The organism is uncultured Agrococcus sp., from assembly GCF_945915485.1.
In the GTDB taxonomy this organism is placed as follows: Bacteria; Actinomycetota; Actinomycetes; order Actinomycetales; family Microbacteriaceae; genus Agrococcus.
The window spans coordinates 1-20,327 of the sequence record NZ_CAMEFJ010000041.1 but is presented as its reverse complement, the minus strand read 5'-3'; the positions used below and the strand labels follow the sequence as shown (position 1 = coordinate 20,327).

Sequence of the window (20,327 nt, the reverse complement as noted above, 5' to 3'; positions counted from 1 at the left end):
CGTTCCCGCCTTTCCACGATTTCGACCCGCTGGGTCGCTTCCAGATTCGCAGACCCACGTTCAGCGGTGTTTTCTTCGTTCCCGCCTTTCTACGATTTCGACCCACTGGGTCGAAATCCGGCGCGCCTCCGGCTTCTCGCGCAATACCGAACAACAATTGCCTGTGAGAATGCGAGGAGGGTACGCACCCATGGAACGACTCACCGTCATCGGTGTCGAGGACGACACGCTCATCGTGGAGACCCCATCCGGCGTGCGATACGGGGTTGCGATCGACGACCTGCCCCGCACTCGCAAACGACCGGAAGCAGACCCCGTACAACGCAAAGCGTCACCACGAGAGATTCAGACGCTCATCCGCCAAGGCATGACAGCACGCGAAGTGCATGAGCGCACAGGCGAAGATCTCCCCTACATCGAGCGATTCGAAGGCCCCGTCCTGGCCGAGCGTCAGCACATTCTCGAACTCGCCCAGCGCACACCGGTTGCCTCCGGCGACATCGATCCGCTCGCGGGCGAGCGCACGTTCGAAGAAGCGATGCGCGAACGACTCACCGAACTCGAGGCTCACGACGTGGAGTGGCTCTCGTGGCGCGAGGTCGACCGTGGCTGGGTCATTCGCCTCACGTTCGTAGCCGAGAGTAGGAGCGCGGATGCCCGTTGGGCATTCGACAGGAAGAAGCACGCGCTGACGCCGCTCGGCAAAGAAGCGAAAGCCCTCAGCCAGAGCACCGACCCGACGAGCGTCCTGGTACCCAGACTTCGCCCCGTTGAAGCGGAGGAGCAGAAGCGGCAGGAGACGCCGACAGAGGAGACAGAAGAGCCCGTCGCGTCCGACGCAGCGCGGAGCGCAGCGACTGCGACCGAAGGGCAACCGCTGGGTGGTAAACGCTTCGATTCCGGTGCCTTCCGCATCTCAAAGCAAGATACTGAGGTTCCCGTTGAGTCTGCGCCCGCCGAGGAGCCCGCTCATCAAACCCGTCGCTCCCCCGGCAGGGCTTCCGGTGCTGCTACGGAACCAAGCCACACGGCTGATCTTCTCGATGCGCTCCGCCGACGTCGGACAGAACGGGAACAGTCGACTGCTCCCGAGCCGCAGTCGGACAAAGAAAGTGAAGAAGAGGACACCCCGCTGTTCCAGGTCGAGGAGGCCGACGAGCCGAAGACCGAAGAGGACGACGACGGTAAACACCACACGTCGCCGCTCTCCGCGGGTAAGCGCAAGAACTCTCGCGCTGCAATGCCGAGTTGGGACGAAATCGTCTTCGGCTCACGCTCGGACGACTAAAACTGGCCAGAGGCCTACCGAGACCAAACTCCGAAGCGCGCGAGAGGCACACGAAGCTCCTCGTCGGTGAGCGACCCGTGTTGCCCCACCATGCCCATCGCAGGGTCGCCTTCGCCCGGGTAGAACGCCCACGTACCTTTGGCCGCGAGCAGCACATCCCCGATTCTCGGTAAGACAAGAGGGTCGACTTCGCCGAGCCAGCCACTCGAGACCAGATCGGATCGTGTCACAGCCCATGCGACATCCCCGAACTCTTCTCGCAGATCTTTCGCAGCCTGCTCCGCAAAGTCAGGGTCTTCGAGGTGGAACTGCCGGGCTCGAGCTTCACCCGCAATCTCCTTGACACCATCCAGCGCGCTGCCGAGCACGATGTGCCGCTCTGTGGGCACATCGACCATGCCGTGATCGGCAGTGACGAGCATTCCGCCGCGTACCACCGCCGCCAATTCGCCCACGTGCGCGTCGAGCATTTCGAGCGTGGATACCCACTCATTGCTTCCGACGCCGTGCTTGTGACCGACCCGGTCGAGCTCCGGCAGATACAGATACACGAGCTCATGTGAGCGGAGTGCTTGCGCTGCCGCCTGCACCCGCGCATCCAGGTTGTCTTCTCCTATGTAGTCGGCGCCACGAAGCGTCGCCCTCGTGAAGCCACTTGCCGCGTACTTCGCCTCGGCGACAATCGCGCACGTTCGTTTGCTCCAGAGCGGTTCGCTGCGCTGATACGTGTCGGGATCCATTTCGCCGCCCCAGTCGCGCAACTGGTTCCGGACGCCGATGCCAGGGACGAGCGCATCGTAACCGACGATGCCGTGGCTGCCGGGCAGTGTTCCGGTTGCGAGTGAAGTCAGTGCCGCCGCGGTGGTCGACGGAAAACCGCTAACGAGGCTTTTGCCCGATGCGCTCCCCAGTGCGCGTGCATGACCGCGATGCTGTGCCAGCTGCGCATGTCCCAACCCATCGATCAGCACGACAAGCGCAGAACGAGTCGGTTGGAGACGCAAAGGATTGGCTTTGCCGTCAAAAGCTGCCATTGCACTCGACAACACGTCGGCAAGGCGCCGAGAATCGGCGGGGATCGCGGGTAACATTCCTTCAGCCTATGCACACGAACGCCTCACACCCAGAACGCATCGACCAAATCGATGTTGCAGAAGAGATGCGCAGCTCGTTCCTCGAGTACGCATACTCCGTTATTTACGCTCGCGCCCTGCCCGACGCCCGCGACGGTCTCAAACCCGTTCAGCGTCGAATCGTCTTTCAGATGTCGCAGATGGGGTTGCGCCCAGACAAGGGACACGTCAAGAGCGCACGCGTCGTCGGCGACGTCATGGGGAGGCTGCATCCGCACGGCGATAGCGCGATCTACGATGCGCTCGTACGCCTCGCGCAGCCGTTCACAATGCGTGTTCCGCTCGTCGACGGCCACGGAAACTTCGGCTCGCTCGACGACGGCCCCGCCGCTCCCCGGTACACGGAAGCACGCCTGACTGCCGCATCCCTCGCCCTGACAGAGGGCCTGGACGAGGACGTCGTCGACTTCGTACCGAACTACGACAACCAGCATCAACAGCCGGATGTGCTTCCCGCCGCGTTTCCGAACCTCTTGGTCAACGGCGCGAGCGGCATCGCTGTCGGTATGGCCACGAATATGGCGCCGCACAACCTGGTCGAGATTGTTTCGGCCGCGAAGCATCTGCTGCAGCATCCGAATGCGGATGTCGCGGATCTCATGGACTTCGTGCCGGGGCCGGATCTGCCGGCCGGCGGCATAGTCGTCGGTCTCGACGGCATTCGTCAGGCATACGAGACGGGCCGTGGTTCGTTCAAGACACGTGCGAAGTCCTCGATAGAACGCGTCGGTCGCAAGACGCAGATCGTCGTGACCGAGTTGCCGTACCTGGTGGGGCCAGAGCGCGTCATCGAGAAGATCAAGGACGGCGTCAACGCGAAGAAGCTCCAGGGGCTCTCCGCCGTCAACGACCTCACGGACCGGAAACACGGGCTGCGCCTCGTCATCGACGTGAAGGCCGGCTTCAGCCCGGAGGCCGTTCTGGAACAGCTCTACCGGCACACACCGCTGGAGGACGGCTTTTCCATCAACGCCGTAGCGCTCGTCGACGGCAAGCCGAAAACGCTCGGCCTCGTGGAGCTGTTGCGGGTCTACCTCGATCATCGGATCAGCGTTGTTCGCCGCCGCAGCGAATACCGCCTCAAACGTAAGCGAGAGCGACTGCACCTTGTCGAAGGGCTCTTGGTAGCGATCGTCGATATCGACGAAGTCATTCAGGTCATCCGGTCGAGCGATGATTCGCAGCAGGCGAAAGACCGTTTGATCAATGTCTTCGACTTGAGCGAACTGCAGGCCGAGTACATCCTGGAGCTGCGCCTCCGCCGACTCACGAAGTTCTCCCGCATCGAGCTCGAGAACGAGCAGCGTGAACTGCTCCAGGCAATCGCCGAGCTCGAGGAAATCCTCGGCTCGCAGCAACTCCTCGAAAACCTGGTGGCGGACGAGCTCGATGCGACCGCCGAGGCGCTGGGTACGCCCCGACGTACGTTGCTGACGAACGCATCCGCAGACGCGACAGCCTCCTCGAAGAAGTCCGTTTCACTCGAAATCGCCGACGAGCCCACGACCGTGCTGCTGAGTGCGACAGGCAGGATTCTCCGAGTCGACACGACGGAGACGCTGCCTTCGCCTTCCCGACGCACGCGGCACGACGGCATCACCGCTTCTGTGCAGACGACGACACGCGGTGACCTCGGCATCGTCACGAACCTGGGTCGCGTGCTGCGTGTCACCGCCGTCGATCTTCCCTCCGTTCCGATCTCCAGCATCGGCATGGGCGCGGGAATGAAACTGAAGGATTACGCCGTCGGTCTCGAGAAGGGGGAGAAGCCGCTCACAATCGTCCCGCTGACCGGCACGACTCCGGTGCTGGTTGCGACGCGCGGCGGCATCGTCAAACGCGTGCTTCCCGAGTCGATTCCCGACCGTACCGCGACAGAGATCATCAGCCTGAAGGCCAAGGACGAAGTCGTCGGAGCCGCTGTCGCCGATGATGATTCCTGGATCGTCCTGATCGCAAGCGACGGTCAGCTGCTGCGCTTCACCAGTTCGTCCGTCAACACTCAGGGTCCTGGAGCTGCAGGCATGAAGGGCATGTCGCTCAGAGACGATGCGCAGGTGATCTTCGCTGGAGCGGTCGGCGAAGAAGCGCAGGTCGTCACTGTCACGGCCGGCGCCGAAACGCTCGCGGGACTCGACGCCGCCCGTGCCAAGGTCTCCGAACTCGACGAATTCCCCGTGAAGGGACGCGGCACCGGTGGCGTCGCGAGCCACCGAATGCTCCGCGGTGAGAGCAATTTGGCACTGGGATGGGCCGGCACCGCTCCCATGGGGCTCGGAAGGGACGGCAGTCTGCGGCAATTGCCGGAGTCGGGTGCTCCGCGCACGGGCTCGGGTGTCAGCACGGAGCAGGAAGTCGGAGCCGTCGGAAGCCGTATCGGTGCCTAACGGCGTTCCTCGCCTCATCATTGTCGGCGGGGCCTCCGGGTCCGGAAAATCCTACATTGCCAGAAGTTTCGGAGCTCCTGCTGTTGAACTCGACGCGTTCTATCGGGAAATCGACGAAGACTTGGATGATCGACTGCCCCGAACGCCCTACGGTGAAATCGACTGGGATGACGTCGGCACGTTTCGCACCCAGCATGCGGTTGACGCGCTGCTGCGACTTGTTGAACATCGAGCGGTCACGGTTCCCGTCTACGACCTCTCGATCTCCCGCAGATCGGGTTCTCGACAGCTTCGCGTCACACACGGGCCCGTCATTGCAGAGGGAGTGTTCGCCTCGGCTGTCGTCGAGGAGCTTCGACGACGCTCGGTTGCGTACGACGCCTGGTACGTCATCGAATCGCCGACGCTCACGATGCTGCGCAGGTTCGCCCGTGATGTTCGCGAGGCTCGCAAGCCCCTCCCCTTCCTCGTCCGACGCGGATTGGCGCTGCGCCGAGCCGAATCGCGATTGCGCGAAGAGGCACAGCAAGCCGGCTTCGTGCTGACCAAGAAGTCGAGGATCAAGCGCATCCTTCGCGCGCTGTGACAGGCATTCCCGCCGCATAACAATCCGGTCGATCGCCTTGTAGGACGTAGGCGCGATCGATAGCCTCGGACCATGTGTCTGACCTGGAGCATCGCTCCGCCAGAGCTCGCACGGAGAGGTGGTTGAAGTGGCGGCTACGCTGCGGATCTCGCTGTTCGCGCTTGTGGGTCTCCTGGCCGCGGCGATCCTCTCGCAGATTCAGGTTGTATTCTTTCTCTTCGATCGCTTTCTCTTGGGCTCATCACCGAGTTCTTCCGAATGGAGTGAGAACTACGCGCTGCAGTGGCTCCAGATCTGTCTCGTCATAACCGTCACCTGCCTGCTGACGGCGGGAGCGTTCCGGTTCCGGTTCTTCGCTGTGACCGTTGGCACGGCGCTCATAGCGCTGCCGGTTGGTTTGGGGCAGATGCTCTACGGAATGATCGCGGGCTGGCCAGGTCACTTCATGGTCTTGTGGCCGTCCTGGCCGTTCGAACTCACCACTCCCGTGCTTGGATGTGTTCTGATCGTCATCCATTTCTTGCACAGACCGCGTTCCGATCCGCGCTCGTCCACCGCGATCGATGAGGTCCGCACGGCCACGGGAGGGGTAGCCGAGCCTGTTGCCGCGGAACAGGAACCCGCTTCTTCAGAACAGGCGGTGATGCGCAGTGTCGGAGCAACGCGAGCGTGAAGTACATCGATACTTCGACGATGAAGGGGGCGCCGCAGGCGAGTCGAAGCCGCTGCTGAGTCGACGCAGCGTAGCGCTCCTCTCCAGCGGTTCCGCACTCGTCAGCGCATGGATCGCGCTGTGGCTACCGCAGTACGAGGTTGTCGGCTCGACGATCGGGCTCGGTCTTGTTCTCGCAGGCTCGCTGGCCTGTGTGCTCGCCCGACGCGCCGATCAGGAGGTTCGGCTTCTGCCTGCGCTCGCTGTTTCGTTCCTGGTGCTGTCGGGCGCCGTCCTGGCCACCAGCCTGATCCTGAACTAGTCGTTCCGGTAGCTTGACAACGCAATCGCAGCGTGAGCGACGAAGCGGGCAGGCTCGCTCGTTCTCGCTTCTTGCCGCAGCGCTCTCGATCGTTGCCATCTGGCTCAACACTTTGCCGGATCCGTCCATGTCGTTCCCCTCGATCATCTGCGCCGGCTTGGGCCTCGTTGCGCTCGCCCTTGCACGGCAGGCAGATCGCCGAGTCGTCGTGCTTCCCGTTCTCGGTCTGCTCCTCGCTGTCGCTGCCGGAGCCTACGCAATACTCAGCGCGGCCGTTTACTTCACCATATTGCCCGGCATCGTGCTGTTCTAGGCATGATGCGAGCTTTCGGCAATCTCCGAACAAGAAGGACGGCCGGCTGAAAGCAGCTTGAGGGAAACAATTCCACGCGACAGCGTCGAACCCGACGGGCTACTCTGCTGAGTATTGATCAGCCGATATCGGATCCGTACTGCGATGATCTCGAAAATGCGCCGCAAAGACCTTCGCGCGTGCCTCCGACCACCCACGATAGCGCCGATCTCCGCGGGCTTAGCAGCAATCGCTGCGGCCCTCGCCGTAGGTCAGGCGTCGATGCGTTCGCGATCGATCGAAGTCGTCATGATCAACTGCTTGCGCGGGGCGACTTCACTGCCCATGAGCAGTTCGAAGATCTCGGTTGCCGCCTCCGCATCGTCGATTGCGACACGGCGAAGCGTTCTGCGGTCACGATCCATCGTCGTCTCCGCTAGCTGATCGACATCCATCTCGCCGAGGCCCTTGTATCGCTGCGGCGGCTCGACCCAGGACTTGCCCTGACGCTTCAGCTTCTTCAGCAGGTTCTGGAGTTCGGCGTCGGAGTACGTATAGACGACCTCATCCTGCTTCCGCGGATTCTTGATCTGCACCCGATGGAGCGGTGGCACCGCGGCGTACACGCGGCCTTCCTCGATTAGGGGCCGCATGTACCGGTACAGCAGGGTCAGGATCAGCGTCCGGATGTGTGCACCGTCGACATCCGCGTCGGAGAGGATGATGATCTTGCCGTAGCGGATCTGATCGATGTCGAACGTTCGGCCAGAGCCTGCCCCGATGCACTGCATGATGGCGGCGCACTCGGCGTTCGCGAGCATGTCGGCAACCGATGCCTTCTGCACGTTCAAGATCTTTCCGCGCAGCGGTAGAATCGCCTGGAACTCGGAGTCCCTCGCCGGCTTCGCCGTACCGAGCGCGGAATCTCCCTCGACCAGGAACAGCTCGGTCTCGTCGACGTTCTTCGACCGGCAGTCCACGAGCTTCGCGGGCAGCGTGGACGACTCCAGCGCCGATTTCCTCCTCGCGGTCTCCTTCATGGCGCGCGCGGAGATGCGGGCTTTCATCTCGGAGACGACCTTTTCGAGCACCGTGTTCGATGCTGCCTTATCCTCGCGCTTGCTCGAATCGAACCGTTCGTTCAGTGCACTCTGCACGACCTGCGACACGATCTGTCGTACTGCGGGGGTGCCGAGCACCTCCTTGGTCTGCCCCTCGAACTGCGGCTCCGGCAACCGAACCGTGATGATGGCTGTCAACCCGGCAAGGATGTCGTCCTTCTCGAGCTTGTCCTTACCCGCCTTCAAGCGACGGGCATTCTGAGCGACCCGATCGCGCAGCACTTTCGTCATCGCCTGTTCGAACCCCGTCAGGTGTGTTCCGCCCTTCGGCGTCGCGATGATGTTGACGAACGACTGCACCGTCGTTTCATAGCCGGTGCCCCACCGCAGCGCCACATCGACGTCGCAGGTGCGCTCGACCTCCTGCGAGACCATGTGACCCGACGCTTCATCGAGCACGGGCACCGTCTCTGTGAACGTTCTCTCCCCCGAGCCCCGCCACACCTGGGTGAGCTCTGCATCCGGCGCGAGATACTCGACGAACTCCCCTATCCCGCCCTCATAGCGGAACTCCTGTTCAACGGGTTCGTCACCGCGCTCGTCGATGAGGCGGATGCCCAGCCCGGGCACCAGGAACGCCGTCTGACGTGCGCGTCGGACAAGCTGATCGAACACGAAGTCGGCGTCGCGGGTGAAGATCTGCGGATCCGCCCAGTACCGCACACGGGTACCGGTCGTCCTCTTCGCGACTTTGCCGATCTTGTGCAACTCGCTGCCGTCGGCGAACAGCTCGTGCGGATTGTCGGGGCGCACGCCTTCGCTGTCGTCGAAGCGAACCGGAACACCCCTGTGGAAGCTCATGGCCCACGTCGCACCGTCACGATCGACCTCGACGTCCAACCGCTTCGACAGCGCGTTCACGACCGATGCGCCGACGCCGTGCAGACCACCTGACGACGAGTATGCGCCACCGCCGAACTTTCCTCCAGCGTGGAGCTTGGTGAAGATCACTTCGACACCCGTCAGACCGGTTCGCGGTTCTATGTCGATCGGCAGGCCCCGTGCGCTATCGCGCACTTCAACGCTGCCGTCGTCATGCAAGACGACATCGATGCTGTCGCCATGGCCGCCGAGCGCCTCATCGACGGAGTTATCGATGATCTCCCAGAGGCAGTGCATAAGTCCCCGAGAGTCGGTTGAACCGATGTACATGCCGGGGCGCTTACGGACCGCCTCGAGTCCTTCGAGCACGGAAAGCTGCCGTGCGGAATAGTCTGCTGCCAACGCATAACTCCTGTTCGTGACGTATTGATAGTAGGCAAGGGCAGGCCTCTTCGCATGTTCCCACGCGGCAGTGGTCTCCACTACGCCAGAGGCGAACCGGCCGCACCAAGGCACAATCGTCGGGATTCGTATGACACGATGGATACACGTTGAAGGAGGTCACGATGGAACAGACGATTTCACTGGATCGGCAACAGGAGGCGACAGCCCCCCTGTCAGCGCTTGATCGCTGCGACAGCTGCGGTGCACAGGCGTATGTCCGCGTCATGATGGCTTCCGGCCCGCTGCTCTTCTGCGCGCACCACGCAACGAAGCACAGGGAGAAGCTGCACCCGCTCGCCGAGATGTGGCACGACGAGACAGCCAAGCTCACGGAAGAGTAAACCTCTTCTCAGTAAGAGAAAGGGCCCCGGCATCACGCCGGGGCCCTTCTCGTCTCGCTTACTCGAGGTAGTCGCGCAGCGCCTGCGAACGCGAAGGGTGACGAAGCTTCGCCATCGTTTTCGACTCGATCTGGCGAATGCGCTCACGGGTGACACCGAAAGTGTCGCCGATCTGGTCGAGCGTTTTCGGCATGCCGTCGCCGAGACCGAAGCGCATCTTGATGACGCCCGCCTCACGCTCTGACAGCGAGTCGAGCAACGACTCGAGCTGGCGCTGCAGCATCGTGAATCCGACCGCGTCGGCCGGCACGACAGCCTCGGTGTCCTCGATCAGATCACCGAACTCGGAGTCGCCATCCTCCCCGAGAGGAGTGTGCAGCGAAATCGGCTCACGACCGTACTTCTGCACCTCGACAACCTTCTCCGGTGTCATGTCGAGCTCGTGGGCGAGCTCCTCGGGCGTCGGCTCTCGCCCGAGGTCCTGCAGCATCTGCCGCTGCACGCGAGCCAGCTTGTTGATGACCTCGACCATGTGCACGGGGATGCGGATGGTGCGCGCCTGGTCCGCCATGGCTCGAGTAATCGCCTGGCGAATCCACCACGTCGCGTAGGTCGAGAACTTGAAGCCCTTCGTGTAGTCGAACTTCTCGACGGCACGGATGAGACCGAGGTTACCTTCCTGAATCAGGTCGAGGAACTGCATTCCGCGACCCGTGTACCGCTTCGCGAGCGAGACAACGAGACGCAGGTTCGCGCCCAGCAGGTGGCTCTTGGCCCGCTGTCCGTCCCGCGCGATCGCACGGAGTTCGCGTTTGAGCTTCGGAGTGAGATCCGTCGCCGTATCGAGCTTCTCCTCTGCGAAGAGACCAGCCTCGATACGCATCGCAAGGTCGACCTCTTCAGCAGCGTTCAGCAGGGCGACCTTACCGATCTGTTTCAGGTAGTCCTTGACCGGGTCGACTGTCGCGCCCGTGATCTGCGTCGCACTCGGTGATGTGTCCTCGTCGCGCGAGGTGATGACCATGGCGTCCTTCGGGAGCGCCTTGCGAGCCTGCTCAGCCTGCTCCTTCTGCTCGACCTGCTCCTCGGTTTCCTCTTCGGGAGTCTCTTCGTCGAGCGACTCCGCAGCCTCGACCTCCGAGGCCTTCGCCTTTGCAGAAGTGCGCTTCGCAGCGGTCTTCTTCGTGGTCTTCTTGGGCGCAGGCTTCGCCGCCGCAGTGGTCTTCTTGGCCGCAGGCTTCTTCTCGGCTCCGGCCTTATCGGCAGACTTCGATGCGGTCGTCTTCTTGGCCGCAGTCTTGCCGGTCGTTGTCTTTGCCTTGCTTGCAGTTGTTTTCGAGCTCGCGGTCTTCTTCGCGGCAGTCTTCGACGCGGTGCGTGTCGAAGACGCGCGCTTGGTCGCGGTCTTGGTGGTGCCCGTCGACTCTTCCGCCGCGGTCTCTACCGGGGTCTCCGTGGCTGTCTTTTTTGCCGGGGACATGACGCTCCTGTCCGTGCTTGAATGCCAGAACGTGTTTTCAGGCAGTCGTTAGACCCATGTCAAGTGGCCGCTGAACGGTCGCACCTGCACAGGTCTCGTTACAATTATAACCCGATCGCGCACTATCGCATTCCCGGCGATTCGGCAAGACCCCCGAATCGTCGCCTACTGCTGCAGAGGGTCGTCTCCCTGCCCCTGCTGCATCGCCAGAAATCGCTGGAGATCCGCGGCGATTTCGTCAGCTGAGGGTACGTCGCCATCGTCGTCGACGAGGGGCGAACGGATGTCGGAACCTTCCATGAAAGCGTCGTACCGTGCCTCCAGCGCGTGCACGAGCGTGCGGAGTTCTTCGTGCGAGGCAACCTGTTCTGTGACGAGTTGCTGAAACTCTCGCTCGCTCTCGAGCAGCGCGTCGGTGCGGAAGACGAGACCGGTTGCGTTCGTAATCGACTCCAGCGCTTTCAAGGCTGGCCCGGCGAATCCCGTATTGCCTATGTAGTGCGGCACGAGAACACAGAACGACGCGAACGGCCAGTGCTCGGAGAGACGGTACTCGAGCAAGTGCATGATGGAAGCTGGCAACTCCGTATTCGGCTGCCACGCCGAGTACTTGACGATGAGCTCCCTCTGGTTGCCGGAAACCGTCGTTGCCAGCGGACGAGTGTGCGGCACGGGCATGCCGAACGAGAGAATGCTCGTGATCGTAGCCACCTCCAGCCGCTCCGCCAACTCGGCGATCTCCGCTGTGAAACGCTCCCACATCCAGTCAGGTTCGGGACCCGTGAGGAGGAGGAAATCGCGGCCGGCATCGTCCGTCACGAGCGAGAGCTCGATAGCGTGCGGCTCGTACCCTTCGAGGTGATCCTCGTTGAAGCGAATCTGCGGTCTCCGCGACCGATGGTCAATAAGGAGGTCCGAATCGAAGCCTGCGACGGTTCGATGCTCCAACGTGTCGAGGAGCGTCGAAGCAACCAGTTCCGCGGTGTTCCCCGCGTCGGCGAATCCGTGCATGGAGACCACGAGGTGCAGGCCCCCCGGCACTCGCTCGAAGTCCTGGCCAGGCTCATACAATCGCCTCGTTCGCATGGTGTCAAGCCTACTGTCGATGGAATCAGTATGCTCGACCGCATGGCTATTCCCACGCTTTGCATTGTTGCTACTCCAGAAGACTCCACAGCGGAGATCGTCGTCTACGGCGTTGTTCGCGGAACGGACGGCCCCGAGGCCGAAGGCTTCGACACTCCGTACCTCGAGCGCCTTGGCTTGAACGGAGACCGCGACCAGGTTGCCCGCACCGTTCTGGACGATCGCACGGTCATCTTCGTCGGCCTCGGAGAGAGCGCCACGACGGAGTCGTTGCGAGCCGCTTCCGCAGTCGCTGTACGTGCACTCGGCGACGTGCCCTCGCTCGTGCTGGCGCTTCCTGTGGCAGATGACGCTGCCGCCCGTGCGGTTCTGGAAGGCGCTGCCCTCGGTGCGTACAACTTCGTCGGCGAGAAGAGCAAGCGCGACGGCCAGGAGTTCGCGAAGGAGGTGCAGGTAGCCGTCGGTGAGGCGCACGTCAGCGACACGGCCGTGCGCCAGGCCCGCGTGCTGGCGGCCGCTGTGCACAGGTCGCGTGATCTCGGCAACATGCCCCCGAACATTCTGACGCCGGCCGCGTTCGCAGAGCGAGTTGTCGATGAGGCAGCAGACCTCCCCGTCACCGTTACCGTGCTCGACGAGGAAGAACTCCGCGAGGGCGGGTTCGGCGGCATCGTCGGCGTCGGTCAGGGATCCGAAAATCCACCTCGTTTCGTCGTCGTCGACTACAACCCCGGACGAGCCACGAAGCACGTAGCAATCGTCGGCAAGGGCATCACCTTCGACACGGGCGGCATTTCGTTGAAGCCCGCAGCTTCGATGCTGGGCATGAAGCTCGATATGTCGGGAGCGGGCAGCGCCTACGCCGTCGCGCTCGCCGCCGCTGAACTCGATCTGCCGGTTCGAGTCACGGCTCTGCTCTGCCTCGCGGAGAATATGCCGTCAGCGGCCGCCATCAAGCCGGAAGACGTCATCCGCATCCGTGGCGGCAAGACCGTGGAGGTCACCAACACGGATGCCGAGGGCCGCCTCGTCATGGCCGATGGCCTGCAGTACGCGGTCGAGCAGAAGCCCGACATCGTCATCGACATCGCGACGCTGACGGGTGCTCAGCAGATCGCGCTCGGCAACCGGTACGCAGGGCTCATGGGGAACGACGAATCCCTCACGGAGTCCTTCCTCGAGGCCGTTCGCGCAGCGGATGAGCGCGCGTGGCCGATGCCGCTCCCCGAAGAACTCGCCGAGGTGCTCAAGTCGCCGGTTGCTGACATCGCGAACGCAAGGCCGGGCAAACGCGAGGGCGGGATGCTCGTCGCGGGCATCTTCCTGCAGGAGTTCGTCGGTGACGCAGACGGCAACGAGCTGCCTTGGCTGCACATCGACATCGCAGGGCCGGCGAACAACGAAGGAGGCGCATACGGCTGGAACGCCAAGGGCGCCACCGGTGTGATGGTTCGTTCGCTTGTCGGATTCACCGCTGATTTCGCTCGCAACGATCAGTCTTAAAACAGCGGTAGGGTTGAGCTAAGAGATTGCATTCCTCCTGGAGTAACCCTCCACGAATACCTCTATTTAAGGAGCATCCGCGTGTCAGACCAGAACTTTGACATCGTCGTTCTGGGTGGCGGAAGCGCAGGGTACGCCGTTGCGCTCCGTGCCGTTCAGCTCGGCAAGACCGTAGCTATTGTTGAAAAGGACAAGTTGGGCGGCACCTGCCTCCATCGAGGTTGTGTTCCCACCAAGGCGACACTGCACTCTGCCGAACTCGCCGATGAAGCCCGTGAGTCGGAGAAGTACGGCGTGAATGTCGAATTCCAGGGCGTCGATGCTGAGAAGGTCAAGTCCTACCGTGACGGCATCGTCGCGACGAAATTCAAGGGCATCCAGGGCCTCCTGTCCGCGAAAGGCGTAACCGTCGTCAAGGGCGAGGGAAAGCTCACGGGCCCGAAGACGATTCAGGTCGGTGATGACACGCTGCAGGCCGGCAACATCGTGCTTGCTACGGGTTCGTACTCGAAGTCGCTGCCAGGGCTCGACATCGAAGGCCGAGTCATCACGAGCGAGCAGGCTCTCTTGATGGACTGGACGCCGAAGAGGGCGATCGTACTCGGTGGCGGCGTGATCGGCGTCGAGTTCGCATCCCTCTGGCGCTCCTTCGGTGCCGAGGTGACGATCATCGAAGGGCTCCCTCACCTCGTTCCCAACGAAGAGGAAGTCGTTTCCAAGGGGCTGGAGCGTGCGTTCAAGAAGCGCGGCATCAGCTTCAAGCTCGGAGCGCGCTTCGCGGGTGTCGAGCAGAACGACCAGGGCGTGAAGGTTTCGACAGAGGACGGCAATACGTACGAAGCGGATCTCCTGCTCGTCGCGGTCGGACGTGGCGCAGCTACGAGTGGCATCGGGTTGGAAGAAGCCGGCGTCGAACTCGATCGGGGCTTTGTCACCGTCAACGACCGTCTCGAGACGAGTGTTCCCGGTATCTACGCCGTCGGCGACATCGTTCCCGGGCTCCAGCTCGCTCACCGCGGCTACCAGCAGGGGCTCTTCGTCGCAGAGGAGATCGCGGGGCAGTCGCCGCGTATCGTCGAAGACGTGAACATCCCGAAGATCACCTACTGCGAACCACAGGTCGCCTCCGTCGGTCTCTCGGAAGCCGCTGCCAAGGAACAGCACGGAGAAGACGCAATCGAGGCCTACGAATACAGTCTGGCGGGCAACGCGAAGAGCTCGATTCTCGGTACTTCCGGTTTCGCGAAGATGGTTCGTGTCAAAGACGGTCCGATCGTCGGCGTTCACATGCTCGGCGCACGCGTCGGGGAGCTCATCGGCGAAGCGCAACTCATCGTCAACTGGGATGCATACCCGGAAGACGTCGCGCAGCTCGTTCACGCGCACCCAACACAGAACGAGATTCTCGGCGAAGCCGCGATGAAGCTCGCTGGACAGCCGCTTCACGCAATCTGAAACAGGAGACCCCACATTGTCTGACATCACGCTCCCGGAACTCGGTGAGAGCGTCACCGAGGGTACGATCACCCGCTGGCTGAAACAGGTCGGCGACACCGTCGAGGTCGACGAGCCCATCGTCGAAATCTCCACCGACAAGGTCGACACGGAAATCCCATCGCCCGTCGCCGGTACGCTGACGGAGATCCTCGCCGACGAAGACGACGAGGTCGAAGTCGGCGCGGTTATCGCTCGCGTCGGTGAGCCTTCCGAGGCGTCATCCGACACGCAGGATGCACCTGAAGAGGATGCCGAGGAGACTTCAGAGGCAGCGCCTGCTGAAGAGACCGAGCAGGAAGAGCCCGAAGAAGAGCCAGCCCAAGAAGAGCCGACCCAGGAAGAGGCGGCGACCGACGAACCGCAGCAGAAGGCCCCCGCGTCGGCATCCGGTGATGCGGCTGCTGACGTCACGCTCCCCGAGCTCGGTGAGAGCGTCACCGAGGGTACGATCACCCGCTGGCTGAAACAGGTCGGCGACACCGTCGAGGTCGACGAGCCCATCGTCGAAATCTCCACCGACAAGGTCGACACGGAAATCCCATCGCCCGTCGCCGGTACGCTGACGGAGATTCTCGCCGATGAGGACGACGAGGTCGAAGTGGGGGCCGTCATCGCGAGAATCGGCGACGATTCCACGACTGCCGCCGCCAGCGAGTCCGCTCCTGAGCCTGAGCCCGTCCAAGAGCCGGAGCCAGAGCCGGCTCCCGACCCGGACTCAGAGCCTGCACAGGAATCCGCTCCCCCCGAGGAGCCGAAGCAGACGGAACCGGAACAGAAGGAATCGGAGCCGAAGGAAGAAGCGCCCGAGGCGCCCGCAGCGCCTTCTGCTCCAAAGGCTCCCGCATCCTCGGATGCGCGCGTCTACGTGACTCCCATCGTCCGGAAGCTCGCCGCTGAGAAGGGCGTCGATCTTCAGGGGCTGCAGGGAACCGGCGTCGGCGGTCGTATTCGCAAAGAGGATGTGCTGCAAGCATCCTCGAGCACGCCCGCGTCGAAGGATGTCGGCGCCACCGGGCGTAAGCTCGCCGCCGGTAGTGCGCGAATCACGGAGGCATCGCCCCTGCGCGGTTCTACCGAGAAGATGAGCCGCCTCCGTAAGATCGTTGCGACACGCGCGGTCGAGTCGATGACAACCATGGCGCAGCTGACGACGGTTGTCGAAGTCGACGTGACTCGCGTCGCGAAACTTCGCGACGCGGTGAAGGCCGAGTTCCTCGAGAAGACAGGTACGAAGCTCTCGTTCCTGCCGTTCTTCTCGCTCGCGGCGGTCGAGGCTCTCAAGGCGCATCCGAAGATCAACTCGACGGACGATGGCGAATCCATCACGTATCCGGACACCGAGAATCTCGCGATGGCCGTCGACACGGAGCGCGGCCTCCTCACGCCCGTGATCAAGAACGCGGGTGAGCTCGACCTGCGGCAGTACGCGGAGCAGATCGCTGATCTAGCCGCGCGCACCCGCGACAACAAGCTCTCCCCCGACGAGCTCGCGGGTGGCACGTTCACGCTGACCAACACGGGTTCTCGCGGTGCGCTCTTCGACACCCCCGTCGTGTTCCAGCCGCAGCGGGCCATTCTGGGTGTCGGCACAGTCGTGAAGCGGCCAGTGGTCGTTTCCGGTCCGGAAGGCGATTCCATCGCCGTCCGTTCCACCGTGTACCTCGCTCTTTCGTACGATCACCGCACGATCGATGGCGCAGACGCGGCCCGCTACTTGACCGCGGTCAAGGCACGACTCGAAGAGGGCGACTTCGAGCCCGATCTCGGTATCTAAAGCGCTAGCCGAGCCAGATCTCGCGCAGCCTCCAACCGGCCTCCGTGTTCACTGCGAGCACGGAGGCCGGTTGCTCGTTCGAGACGACACTCGCGATTACCGCGTCACCGAGATGCTGGTCGATGCGGACTTCGGGCGTCGCCGGAGCACGCCATTGGGGCGCTCCCGCAGCGTCGTCGCTGTACAGTAGCGTTCCCGCCATGACGACTTCGTCGAGGCAGTCGGTGCCCCCAGCGTCAAGACAGACTTCACGCAGCTCAAGCAATTCCTCGAGAGCGGCGACAATCGCATCTTCATCCGCCTCGTCATCCTCCTGCGACGGCTCGGCACCGTGTTCCTCCTCAGGCTCGTTTTCCTCCGGTTGGCGGGCCTCCTCCTCGACGGTGCCGACGAGAAGCTCTGGCTCCGAGGGATGTCCGTCCCCCGTGCGCGCGTCTTCCGATGTTCCCGGACTCCAGAGCACGACGGCCCCGGCAGCAACGGCTGCGCTCGCTCCTAACGCCCCCGTGATCCATACGCCGCGGCGAACGGAGCGCAAAGAAGGCAGGATTCCGGCGGCGATGCGTCGGGCCCCGATCGCGAGCCGTTCGATTCCGAGCCGCCATCCTTTGAAGATCCCGCCGCGCCCGGCGTGCCGCAACTGCCGTCTCGTCACGCGCGCCTCCCCCTGCCTGGGCTCGACCTCGTTCTCCACGATCGCGGAGAGCGCCAGGGGCTGTCGCCAATCCAGCAGCGCATCCGCCGCCTGCTGCCAACGGCGATCCGCAATACACGACTCCACGTCGGTCGGCACTGCGTCAATAGCGCTCAGGAGGTTCGATAGCAGCGCTTTCAGAGCTTGGGCGTCCCGTGCAACGCACGTGTCCGTTCGACGCCAGTGCGGAGTCGGCGAGTCGGTTCGCAGGAGCGCACCGTGCAACGAGATCAAGGGCGCACCCGACTCATCGACGTGAATGGACTCGATCTCCAGGTCGACGCCGGCGACGCCGGCGCTGTGCAGCTCCTCGAGGACTGCGAGAACGGGCACCAGCACGGTCACGGCGGCCCCATCACTGAGGTCGGCCTCGCGCAGCAGCTCCGCGAGCGTCGCCTGCGCCGGTGGGTACATCACTACCAGCGTGTCCCCTTCTGTCCAGTAGTCTCCGGGCAGCACCACATGGTCGTGCGCGAGGCGCCCCGCTGCTGCGAGCGTCCCAGCAACCGTTGAGCGTGCCTGCCCGTTTGCGGCGCACAGCAGCACAACGTTGTCATCCAGCACGGCCAGACTGTGAGAGCAGTCACCGGGGGACGGAACTCTGCGGACTCGTTCCACAGAGTCGGGCTGATCAATTTTCTGAGGCTGTTGCATCCGCTAAATCTGCACGATTCCGCGGAAGTTTCGCTCTCGATACGGTAACGATGTGGACAGTTAGTGCCTGTGAGGCGCGAGTCTGTCAGCCGCACGTCGCAAGGATCGCTAAACTGGTCGTCATGGCAAGAAACGATCAGGGCAAGGAGCCGGGCAGACTTAAGACGATGTGGCAGGTCTTCAAAATGACCCGCCGCCTCGACAAGCTCGCTCTACCGCTCATGATCGTGGCGTTCCTCGCGCCCGTGGTGCTCGTCACTACGTCAACGCTCATCTTCAATGACAGCTTGTTCATTCAGATCCTCTGGATCGTCACGTCGGTCTTCGTTGGCTTCCTCCTGGCCATGATCATTATGAGCCGACGTGCCGAGCGGGCTGCGATGAAGCAGATGGAGGGTCGTCCCGGCGCAGTCGGGAGCATCCTCAAGAGCGGGCTGCGAGGCACCTGGAGAACGAGCGAGATGCCTGTTGGCGTCAACCCGAAAACCCAGGACGCTATCTACCGCGCAGTCGGTCGGTGCGGGATCGTTCTCATCGTCGAGGGCGTGAAGAGCCGAACCGAACGTATGCTCCGTGAACAGCAGACCCAGCTGGCACGGACAGCGAAGAACGTGCCCGTGCATATTCTTCACGTCGGTCCCGAGTCGGACCTGCAACTCGGTGGCCTCACCAAGGCTATGAAGAAGCTGCCGAAGCAGCTCTCCAAGCCCGAGGTCATCCAGGTTGCGAATCGACTTTCGAGTATGGGCAACCTCAATTTGCCCATACCCAAGGGTATTGATCCGAGACGCGTGCGTCCCGGACGCCCCCGGTAGGAAATCCTTAACGACAGGAGGATCATGTTCAAGGATTCAGCCGAGCTACTGCAATTCATCCAGGATGAGGGGGTTCAGTTCGTCGATGTGCGTTTCACCGATCTCCCCGGAGTTCAGCAGCACTTTACGATCCCCGCCTCGACCGTAGATGAAGACTTCTTCTCGGTCGGCCAGTTGTTCGATGGCTCGTCGATTCGCGGTTTCGCGAACATCCACGAGTCCGACATGCAGCTCATACCCGACGTCACGACCGCATACGTGGACCCTTTCCGCGTCGCGAAAACCCTCGTGATCGTCTTCGACATTTACAACCCGCGCACCGGCGATATCTACCATCGCGACCCCCGCCAGGTCGCGAACAAGGCTCAGCAGTATCTTGCGTCAACGGGCATCGCCGACACAGCCTTCTTCGCTCCCGAGGCGGAGTTCTACATCTTCGACGAAGTGCGACACGAAGTTCTCCCGAACCGTTCATTCTTCGAAGTGGACGCGATCGAGGGCGCGTGGAACAGCGGCCGGAAGGAAGAGGGCGGCAACCTCGGTAACAAGACACCGTACAAGGGTGGCTACTTCCCCGTTTCGCCGACTGACAAGCAGGCCGATCTCCGCGATCAGATGGTGCTGCAGCTCGAGGCCGTCGGTCTCGAGGTCGAGCGCGCCCACCACGAGGTGGGAACCGCCGGTCAGGCAGAGATCAACTACAAGTTCGACACGCTGCTGCATTCAGCCGATGACGTACTGAAGTTCAAGTACATCATCAAGAACACCGCGGACGAGTACGGGCTCACGGCGACGTTCATGCCGAAGCCCATTTATGGCGACAACGGCTCCGGAATGCACGTTCACCAGTCACTGTGGAAGGACGGCAAGCCGCTTTTCTACGATGAGTCCGGGTATGCGGGGCTCTCCGACACGGCTCGCTGGTACATCGGCGGCATTCTCAAGCATGCTGGTGCGCTCCTTGCCTTCACGAACCCGACGGTCAACTCGTACCGCCGACTCGTCAAGGGATTCGAGGCTCCTGTCAATCTCGTGTATTCGGCCGGAAACCGCTCGGCTGCGATTCGCATTCCCATCACGGGGACCAACCCCAAGGCGAAGCGAATCGAGTTCCGGGCGCCCGATGCTTCGAGCAACCCGTACCTTGCATTCTCGGCAATGCTCATGGCCGGAATCGACGGCATCAAGAACCGAATCGAACCGCACGAGCCGGTCGATAAGGATCTCTACGAGCTGCCGCCGGAGGAACTCGCGGACATCCCGACTGTTCCCGGAACGCTGGAGGGGGCGCTGGAAGCGCTGGAGGCCGACCACGAGTTCCTGCTCGAGGGCAACGTCTTCACGCAGGATCTGATCGACAACTGGATCACGTACAAGCGCGAGACGGAGATCCTGCCACTCGCACAGCGTCCGCACCCGTACGAGTTCGAGCTCTA

Annotated in this window: 17 protein-coding genes; 12 read left to right on the top strand and 5 right to left on the bottom strand. The window is 62.7% G+C overall.

Translation table 11 applies throughout. From position 1 onward, the window contains the following. Positions 1 to 190: 190 nt before the first annotated feature. The gene (gene sepH / locus Q0O95_RS08240) at positions 191 to 1,288 is read left to right on the top strand and encodes a septation protein SepH (RefSeq protein WP_293697289.1); all 1,098 of its coding nucleotides are present in this window, start codon (positions 191 to 193) and stop codon (positions 1,286 to 1,288) included. Between the two features lie 14 nt (positions 1,289 to 1,302). On the opposite strand, the gene Q0O95_RS08235 is transcribed toward sepH, so the two are convergent. Then, positions 1,303 to 2,322, bottom strand: a complete 1,020-nt coding sequence (locus tag Q0O95_RS08235) for an alkaline phosphatase family protein (RefSeq protein WP_293697288.1) — start codon at positions 2,320 to 2,322, stop codon at positions 1,303 to 1,305. A gap of 68 nt (positions 2,323 to 2,390) precedes the next feature. On the opposite strand from Q0O95_RS08235, the gene Q0O95_RS08230 reads away from it, so the two are divergent. From Q0O95_RS08230 to Q0O95_RS08210, 5 genes are all read left to right on the top strand, one after another. Beyond that, positions 2,391 to 4,808 carry a DNA topoisomerase IV subunit A gene (locus Q0O95_RS08230; RefSeq protein ID WP_293697287.1) on the top strand — a complete coding sequence of 806 codons (2,418 nt, stop codon included), beginning with the start codon at positions 2,391 to 2,393 and terminating at the stop codon, positions 4,806 to 4,808. Beyond that, positions 4,801 to 5,394, top strand: a complete 594-nt coding sequence (locus Q0O95_RS08225; protein WP_293697286.1) for a uridine kinase — start codon at positions 4,801 to 4,803, stop codon at positions 5,392 to 5,394. Before Q0O95_RS08230 ends, Q0O95_RS08225 begins: the two co-directional genes overlap by 8 nt. 127 nt (positions 5,395 to 5,521) lie before the next feature. Continuing rightward, the gene (locus Q0O95_RS08220) at positions 5,522 to 6,067 is read left to right on the top strand and encodes a hypothetical protein (protein ID WP_293697284.1); all 546 of its coding nucleotides are present in this window, start codon (positions 5,522 to 5,524) and stop codon (positions 6,065 to 6,067) included. Next, positions 6,045 to 6,368 (top strand): hypothetical protein, encoded by a 324-nt coding sequence (locus tag Q0O95_RS08215; protein WP_293697282.1) that lies wholly within the window; start codon positions 6,045 to 6,047, stop codon positions 6,366 to 6,368. Before Q0O95_RS08220 ends, Q0O95_RS08215 begins: the two co-directional genes overlap by 23 nt. Before the next feature lie 13 nt (positions 6,369 to 6,381). After that, positions 6,382 to 6,681: a hypothetical protein gene (locus Q0O95_RS08210; RefSeq protein WP_293697280.1), complete on the top strand. Its 300-nt coding sequence runs from the start codon at positions 6,382 to 6,384 to the stop codon at positions 6,679 to 6,681. A 251-nt stretch (positions 6,682 to 6,932) separates the two neighbouring features. Here the strand turns inward: Q0O95_RS08210 and Q0O95_RS08205 are convergent, their stop codons facing one another. Beyond that, the gene (locus Q0O95_RS08205; RefSeq protein WP_293697278.1) at positions 6,933 to 9,005 is read right to left on the bottom strand and encodes a DNA topoisomerase IV subunit B; all 2,073 of its coding nucleotides are present in this window, start codon (positions 9,003 to 9,005) and stop codon (positions 6,933 to 6,935) included. 164 nt (positions 9,006 to 9,169) lie between these two features. Here Q0O95_RS08205 and Q0O95_RS08200 point away from each other — a divergent pair, with 164 nt between their 5' ends. Then, entirely contained in the window at positions 9,170 to 9,388 is a 219-nt protein-coding gene (locus Q0O95_RS08200) for a hypothetical protein (RefSeq protein ID WP_293697276.1), read from the top strand. Positions 9,389 to 9,446: 58 nt separating this feature from the next. Here the strand turns inward: Q0O95_RS08200 and Q0O95_RS08195 are convergent, their stop codons facing one another. Both Q0O95_RS08195 and Q0O95_RS08190 read right to left on the bottom strand, forming a co-directional pair. Continuing rightward, positions 9,447 to 10,868 carry an RNA polymerase sigma factor gene (locus tag Q0O95_RS08195; protein WP_293697274.1) on the bottom strand — a complete coding sequence of 474 codons (1,422 nt, stop codon included), beginning with the start codon at positions 10,866 to 10,868 and terminating at the stop codon, positions 9,447 to 9,449. 165 nt (positions 10,869 to 11,033) lie between these two features. Further along, positions 11,034 to 11,954: a PAC2 family protein gene (locus Q0O95_RS08190; RefSeq protein ID WP_293697272.1), complete on the bottom strand. Its 921-nt coding sequence runs from the start codon at positions 11,952 to 11,954 to the stop codon at positions 11,034 to 11,036. A 42-nt stretch (positions 11,955 to 11,996) separates the two neighbouring features. On the opposite strand from Q0O95_RS08190, the gene Q0O95_RS08185 reads away from it, so the two are divergent. The 3 genes from Q0O95_RS08185 to sucB all read left to right on the top strand — a co-directional run bounded on the left by Q0O95_RS08185 (position 11,997) and on the right by sucB (position 16,728). After that, complete coding sequence (locus Q0O95_RS08185) at positions 11,997 to 13,457, top strand: leucyl aminopeptidase (protein WP_293697270.1); 1,461 nt, start codon at positions 11,997 to 11,999, stop codon at positions 13,455 to 13,457. Between the two features lie 81 nt (positions 13,458 to 13,538). After that, positions 13,539 to 14,912: a dihydrolipoyl dehydrogenase gene (gene lpdA / locus Q0O95_RS08180; RefSeq protein WP_293697268.1), complete on the top strand. Its 1,374-nt coding sequence runs from the start codon at positions 13,539 to 13,541 to the stop codon at positions 14,910 to 14,912. A gap of 16 nt (positions 14,913 to 14,928) precedes the next feature. Further along, entirely contained in the window at positions 14,929 to 16,728 is a 1,800-nt protein-coding gene (sucB, locus tag Q0O95_RS08175; protein WP_293697266.1) for a 2-oxoglutarate dehydrogenase, E2 component, dihydrolipoamide succinyltransferase, read from the top strand. A 4-nt stretch (positions 16,729 to 16,732) separates the two neighbouring features. Here sucB and Q0O95_RS08170 read toward each other — a convergent pair whose 3' ends face one another. After that, complete coding sequence (locus tag Q0O95_RS08170) at positions 16,733 to 17,986, bottom strand: hypothetical protein (RefSeq protein WP_293697264.1); 1,254 nt, start codon at positions 17,984 to 17,986, stop codon at positions 16,733 to 16,735. A 212-nt stretch (positions 17,987 to 18,198) separates the two neighbouring features. Between Q0O95_RS08170 and Q0O95_RS08165 the strand changes: the two genes are divergently transcribed. Then, positions 18,199 to 18,891 carry a DUF4191 domain-containing protein gene (locus Q0O95_RS08165; protein WP_293697262.1) on the top strand — a complete coding sequence of 231 codons (693 nt, stop codon included), beginning with the start codon at positions 18,199 to 18,201 and terminating at the stop codon, positions 18,889 to 18,891. 24 nt (positions 18,892 to 18,915) lie between these two features. Next, positions 18,916 to 20,327 (top strand): type I glutamate--ammonia ligase (gene glnA / locus Q0O95_RS08160; RefSeq protein ID WP_293697260.1); only part of this gene is annotated, 1,412 nt, incomplete at its 3' end.